The organism is Faecalibacterium sp. DFI.5.82 (genome assembly GCF_029076575.1).
GTDB classification, from domain to species: domain Bacteria; phylum Bacillota; class Clostridia; order Oscillospirales; family Ruminococcaceae; genus Faecalibacterium; species Faecalibacterium duncaniae.
The window spans coordinates 1-290 of sequence record NZ_JARFIS010001071.1; the positions used below are offsets into that span (position 1 = coordinate 1).

Genomic DNA, 290 nt, shown 5'->3' on the forward strand with positions numbered 1-290 from the left:
GCCTTGGTTTCCCAGAGTCCCATCTATCCTGTGCATGCAACATCGAAACCCAATATTAGGCTACAGTAAATCTCCATGGGGTCTTTCCGTCTTGTCGCGGGTAACCGGCATCTTCACCGGTACTACAATTTCGCCGGGCGGGCTGTTGAGACAGTGCCCAAATCATTACGCCTTTCATGCGGGTCAGAACTGACCTGACAAGGAATTTCGCTACCTTAGGACCGTTATAGTTACGGCCGCCGTTCACTGGGGCTTCGATTCAATGCTTGCACATCTCCTCTTAACCTTCC

Annotated in this window: 1 rRNA gene; it reads right to left on the reverse strand. The window is 51.4% G+C overall.

Annotation, left to right across the window (positions count from 1 at the left end):
• Nucleotides 1–290: ribosomal RNA gene (locus P0G09_RS20190) — 23S ribosomal RNA — on the reverse strand; the annotation flags it as partial.